Genomic DNA, 736 nt, shown 5'->3' on the forward strand with positions numbered 1-736 from the left:
GCGAAGGTGCGTGTGGCCGGCGCCGATGTCGGTGAGGTCGAATCCATTGAGGCGCAAGACTATGTAGCGGTGGTTAAGCTGCGGATACGTCGCGGTGTGCGGTTGTTGGCCGGCTCCACTGCCCAGCTTCGTAGCGCCACACCGCTAGGTGATGTGTTCGTGGCGCTGGAGCCTCCTAAGCATCCGAGCACCACACTTTTGGCCGACGGGGACACTCTTGATTTGTCGACCACGTCATCGGCGGCCACCGTGGAGGGTGTCTTGAGTTCGGCGGCGGTGTTGGTCAACGGCGGCACGATACGCAACCTGACTCACCTGATCAACGGGTTCGGTAAGGCTTCGCAGGGCAACGGTCATACCTTTAAAGAGCTTGTTGCGCAATCGAATCAGTTACTCGATACCCTCAACGGTCGTTCGGTTCAGATTCAGAACTCGTTGGAACAGACGCGCCGTCTTTCTCAAACCCTGAGTAGCAGGCAGAAAACGATCAGCGATCTGATCGAGGCGGCGGGGCCCGCCGCTGCGGCGATCGAGGCCGATCAGATCGGTGACCTGGTCGAGAAGACCGGGCAGATGACCGATCAGCTCGCGAAGTTCCCGTCGGTACAGGGCACCGACACCCGCAGCATGTTCGCCGACCTCAACTCGATTGCACGCGGCGCCAATGACATCACGGTGAGCCCCAACACCAGCCTCGTCGCGATCAACCGACTGATGCCCGTTCTCATCAAGGCCA

Annotated in this window: 1 protein-coding gene; it reads left to right on the forward strand. The window is 60.2% G+C overall.

Annotation, left to right across the window (positions count from 1 at the left end):
* A partial coding sequence (locus tag FZI91_RS23585) for an MlaD family protein (protein WP_155941545.1) occupies nt 1–736 on the forward strand: 736 nt, incomplete at both ends.

Source organism: Mycobacteroides sp. CBMA 271 (assembly GCF_009729205.1).
Lineage (GTDB): Bacteria > Actinomycetota > Actinomycetes > Mycobacteriales > Mycobacteriaceae > Mycobacterium.